Below are 4,279 nucleotides of genomic sequence, written 5' to 3' on the forward strand. Positions count from 1 at the left end.
CTGCTGCCTCGGCCTGGCCGCCCGATCCAGGCCACGGGAGGCACGCTGCTGCTCGGCGCGCTGCACCAGCTCGGAGCTCCCGGCGAGCGAGTCGCGGGCCACCGGACCGGCGCTCTGGTCGCTGAGCTGCACGACGGCGGCCAGGCCGAGGCAGCAGACCACACCGGTGGCGAGCGCCACCTGCGCCCGACGTCGACCCGTCAGGTCCCGGGCGTACGCCCGAAGCCGGCTCGCGGCGGTTGTCCGTTCGGCTGAGGTGCCATCCTCCATATCGGCAGTGGGGGTGCTCGGGGCGTTCGGGTCGTCGAGGGTGCCGTCGTCACGCATCAGACGAGGCTAGGCAGGCGTCCACGCCGATCACGCACGGTGATCACGTGGCGCTCGCCACAGATCGGGGCGGTCCTGGTGGACGACCGGGGCGGGTCGACCCGCCCAGGGAAGGGACCTCGCGTACCGGAAAAAGCCGGTGGGGCACGCGGAGCGGCACGATCCGTGACAGAGACGGACATCATGCCCCGAGCACCGACATGATCGACAAACTCGGCCTTTGGGCCGAACCGCCCTCGGCCGATCGGCCAGCAGGGCCACCCTGGCGGCGTAATCGGGTGATTAGTCCGGTCGAGCCCATCCACCGGGCGACGGATCGCCCGAAGCAGGAATGCACCAGGATGGCGGGTACGTTGCCCGAACCGGGTGCCGTCCGTCGCGTCGGCATCCCGTAGGCACATTCCAGGGAGGTCCGCACCGGTGCTCGACCCACACGAGCTCTACCAGCTCACCGACGATCTGCCCGACCTCGGGCAACCGGTCATGATCCAGGCCCTCACCGGGTTCGTGGACGCCGGCAACGCCAGCCGGCTGGCCCGCGAGCAGCTGCTCACCTCGCTGGAGAGCCGGCCGATCGCCACCTTCGACGTGGACCAGCTCTTCGACTACCGCTCGCGCCGTCCCGTGATGACCTTCGTCGAGGACCACTGGGAGAGCGTCGACGCGCCCGAGCTCGAGCTGCACCTGCTGCACGATGACGACGAGACCCCGTTCCTGCTGCTCACCGGCCCGGAGCCGGACCTGCAGTGGGAGCGGTTCGTGGCCGCGGTCGCCGGGCTCGCCGCCCGTCTGGACGTCCGGCTCACCGTCGGGCTCAACTCGATCCCGATGGCGGTGCCGCACACCCGGCCGACCGGGGTGACCGCGCACGCCACCCGGCCCGAGCTGATCGCCGGGTACGAGCCCTGGCTGCAACGGGTCCAGGTGCCCGGCAGCGTCGGTCACCTGCTGGAGTTCCGCCTCGGTGAGCAGGGCCGTGACGCGCTGGGCTTCGCCGCCCACGTGCCGCACTACGTGGCCCAGACCGAGTACCCGGCCGCCGCCGAGGTGCTGCTCACCTCGGTGTCCCGCAGCACGGGGCTGCTGCTGCCCGGCGACGGGCTGCGCTCGGCCGCCGAGGTGGTCCGGGTCGAGATCGACCGGCAGGTCGCCCAGACCGAGGACGCCGCGGCCCTGGTCCAGGCCCTGGAGGAGCAGTACGACGCGTTCTCCCGGGGCCGCGGGGAGAAGAGCCTGCTCGCCGCGGAGGCCGGCCCGCTGCCCACCGCCGACGAACTCGGCGCGGAGCTGGAACGGTTCCTCGCCGAACAGACCCGTCCCGGCGACACCCCGGGCAGCTGACCCGGCGTCGCGGGGCCGGATGCGGCAGGCTGGAGACATGCGCCTGGCGACGTGGAACGTGAACTCGGTGAAGGCCCGGCTGCCCCGGCTGCTGGAGTGGCTGGCCGGCACCGAGCCGGACGTGGTCTGCCTGCAGGAGACCAAGTGCCCGGACGGCGCCTTTCCCGTGGCGGAGGTGGGCGAGCTCGGCTACACCGTGGCCAGCCACAGCGACGGCCGGTGGAACGGGGTGGCCATCCTGTCCCGGGTCGGCCTGACCGACGTCCGGGTCGGGTTCGCCGGTGATCCCGGCTTTCCCGAGCCGGAGGCCCGGGCCATCTCCGCCACCTGCGACGGGGTGCGGGTCTGGTCGGTGTACGTGCCCAACGGCCGGACGCCGGACGACCCGCACTACGCGTACAAGCTGGCCTGGTTCGCGGCGCTGCGCGACGCGCTGGAGGCGGAGCTGGCCGGCGGGCTGCCGCTGGCCGTCTGCGGCGACTTCAACGTCGCCCCGACCGACGCGGATGTGTGGGACCCGGCCGTCTTCACCCACTCCACGCACGTCACGCCGGCCGAACGGGCCGCTCTCGCGGCACTGCGCGACCTGGGGCTCAGCGACGTCGTGCCGACCCCGATGAAGGGGCCGCACCCGTTCACGTACTGGGACTACCGCGCCGGGATGTTCCACCAGAACAAGGGCATGCGCATCGACCTGGTGTACGCCTCGGCGCCGTTCACCCGGGCGGTCCGCTCGGCGTACGTGGACCGGGAGGCCCGCAAGGGCAAGGGCCCCTCCGATCACGCCCCGATCGTGGTCGACGCCGACCTGGTCCCCGTGGTCGAGGCGTTCTGAGTTCCGTTGCCGGGCCGCGGGTGGTGGCTAGGGTGGGCAGATGGCAGTCGTGAAGATCAACGCAATCGAGGTCCCACCCGGCGGCGGCGCCGAACTGGAGAAGCGGTTCGCCGCCCGAGCCGGGACGGTGGAGAACTCCCCCGGTTTCCTCGGCTTCGAGCTGCTCCGGCCGGTGGCCGGCGAGACCCGCTACTTCGTCTACACCCGGTGGGAGACCGAGGAGGCGTACCAGGCGTGGGCCGCCGGCCCGTCCCGCGCCGCACACGCCGCGGCCCCCGGCGAGAAGCCCCGCCCGCCGGTGGCCACCGGCGCCAGCCTGCTGGAGTTCGAGGTGGCCCTGGAGGTCCCGCAGCCCTGACCGCAGGGTTCGCGCGTCGATCCTCTCCAGATCGCTGATGTCGGGGTGTCCGAGCCGGCGGGACACCCCGACATCGCCGATCCCGTGTCGATCACGACTCCGGAGTCAGGGCCTGCGGGAGGACTGCAGGGTGGCGAAGGCGATCACGTTGTCGGCGTAGCCGGTGCGGCCTCCGATGAACTGGCCGCCGCAGGTGATCAGACGCAGGCCGGGCGGTCCGTCGTGGCCATAGATCCGGTCGGCGGGCAGCTGGTCCTTCGGGAAGTGCTCAACCGTGTCGATCTTGAACACCACCGTCGACCGGTCCGCCCGGGCCACCTCGATCAGATCGCCGGGCTTCAGCTTGCCCAGGTCGTAGAAGACCGAGGGCCCGCTCTTGGTGTCCACATGCCCCACGATCACCGCCGGGCCGGGCTCGCCGGGCGTGGGCCCGCGGTCGTACCAGCCGGTCTCGTTGTGCCGCTCCAGCGGGGGTACGGCGATCGAGCCGTCCCGGGCCTGCCCGACCGGGGTCACCGGGGCGGCGACCTTGATCGCCGGCACCGAGAGGCGCACCGGACGGCTGGCCGACAGTCCGACCGTCTCGCTGCGGGGCGGCCGGTCACCGCCGGCTGGCGCCCAGTCCAGCGGGCCGACCGAGCGGCCCAGCCCCGCGCCGGTGGCGAACACGCCGAGCAGCACCAGCACCACGGCCAGCGGCACCGACCAGGGGCTGCGGCCGGGCGGACGGCTGCGCCGGGGCGCGACGGCGGTCGGCGGGCGGGCGGCCACCGCCGGGCGTTCGGCGGACGGCGGGCGATCCGCGAACGGCGGGTGATCCGCGGACGGCGGGCGATCCGCGGACGGCGGCTTCCCGCCCGGCGGCTTCCGAGCGGGTGGCTGTGCGGGGCGAAAGATCTCCATGGCGGCCTCAGCGGCGGGCAACGCCACGCGGCCGGCGCAGGGCCACCACGGCGACGATCAGCCCGGTGATGGTCAGCGCCGCGCCACCGGGCAGCAGCAGTTTGCCGGTCATGCCGCCGGCGCTGCCGCCGAAGCCGGTGGCCGGACCGCGACTCGGGTGGGGCGGCATCTTTTTGACCACCTGGAGCATGGTCGAGGCGGTCTCGCCGTCGCGGCACTCCAGCTTGACCCGGTAGTTGCCGGGGCGGGTGCGCTCGCGGACCATCGGTGCGGCGGTGAGCACCCCGCGCTGCGGCTGGACGCCGATCGCGCCGAAGGCGTCCGAGACCACCGTGGCGCCCACCGAGTTGTCCCGGCAGCTGGCCCGGATGCCGACCAGGTAGCCGGGCTGCACGGTGCTCGGGCTCACCTCGACGAAGACGTCCACCACCGGGTCGGGCTGGGGTGCGCCACCGGGCGGGCCGGGCTGCGGCGCCCCGGGCGCGGGCGCCGCGAGCACGCGGGCGGCCAGGGGC

At 73.6% G+C, this 4,279-nt stretch carries 5 protein-coding genes and 1 pseudogene; 3 read left to right on the forward strand and 3 right to left on the reverse strand.

Annotated features, from left to right (window positions below; genetic code table 11):
• Positions 1–327: pseudogene (locus tag EAD89_RS27000) on the reverse strand (peptidase M23); the annotation flags it as partial.
• A gap of 420 nt (positions 328–747) precedes the next feature.
• On the opposite strand from EAD89_RS27000, the gene EAD89_RS27005 reads away from it, so the two are divergent.
• From EAD89_RS27005 to EAD89_RS27015, 3 genes are read left to right on the forward strand one after another with little or no spacing between them, the layout of a single operon-like run.
• Positions 748–1,668: a proteasome assembly chaperone family protein gene (locus EAD89_RS27005; protein ID WP_121652186.1), complete on the forward strand. Its 921-nt coding sequence runs from the start codon at positions 748–750 to the stop codon at positions 1,666–1,668.
• Between the two features lie 37 nt (positions 1,669–1,705).
• Entirely contained in the window at positions 1,706–2,503 is a 798-nt protein-coding gene (locus tag EAD89_RS27010) for an exodeoxyribonuclease III (RefSeq protein ID WP_121652185.1), read from the forward strand.
• A gap of 40 nt (positions 2,504–2,543) precedes the next feature.
• Positions 2,544–2,861, forward strand: coding sequence for an antibiotic biosynthesis monooxygenase (locus tag EAD89_RS27015; protein WP_121652184.1), 318 nt, complete (start codon positions 2,544–2,546; stop codon positions 2,859–2,861).
• Positions 2,862–2,966: 105 nt separating this feature from the next.
• On the opposite strand, the gene EAD89_RS27020 is transcribed toward EAD89_RS27015, so the two are convergent.
• Complete coding sequence (locus tag EAD89_RS27020; RefSeq protein WP_233579186.1) at positions 2,967–3,632, reverse strand: class F sortase; 666 nt, start codon at positions 3,630–3,632, stop codon at positions 2,967–2,969.
• A gap of 139 nt (positions 3,633–3,771) precedes the next feature.
• Complete coding sequence (locus tag EAD89_RS27025; protein ID WP_233579193.1) at positions 3,772–4,275, reverse strand: hypothetical protein; 504 nt, start codon at positions 4,273–4,275, stop codon at positions 3,772–3,774.
• Between the last annotated feature and the right edge of the window lie 4 nt (positions 4,276–4,279).

Origin of the sequence: Micromonospora sp. BL4 (assembly GCF_003667505.1) — a bacterium.
Classification (GTDB): domain Bacteria; phylum Actinomycetota; class Actinomycetes; order Mycobacteriales; family Micromonosporaceae; genus Micromonospora.